Origin of the sequence: Idiomarina sp. Sol25, assembly GCF_033052775.1 — a bacterium.
In the GTDB taxonomy this organism is placed as follows: domain Bacteria; phylum Pseudomonadota; class Gammaproteobacteria; order Enterobacterales; family Alteromonadaceae; genus Idiomarina.
The window spans coordinates 1-236 of sequence record NZ_JAUPEW010000243.1 but is presented as its reverse complement, the minus strand read 5'-3'; the positions used below and the strand labels follow the sequence as shown (position 1 = coordinate 236).

1 protein-coding gene is annotated in these 236 nt (G+C 60.2%); it reads right to left on the bottom strand.

Annotated elements, in window-relative coordinates; genetic code table 11:
- Positions 1-236, bottom strand: a 236-nt coding sequence (locus Q5L94_RS14145) for a hypothetical protein (RefSeq protein ID WP_317498981.1), incomplete at both ends; no start/stop codon positions are given.

Below are 236 nucleotides of genomic sequence, written 5' to 3'. Positions count from 1 at the left end.
CGGCTGCTGTGCGATCCGGTTTATCGAACAATCGCGATTTGAGAAATGCAGCGATCTGGGGCGGGGCATTGCGCAAACTTTCCTGTGGCATGTCGAAACTCAGCGTTCCCTGCACGGCGGCAATGCGCGCGCAGATGGCGAGGGTGTGGATCTCTGGATTTTCGTGCCTGCCGGCCTCAGCGTCGAGAATCTCTCGCAAGCTCCTCGACGGCGGCATGAGCGCGGGGTTGATGAAG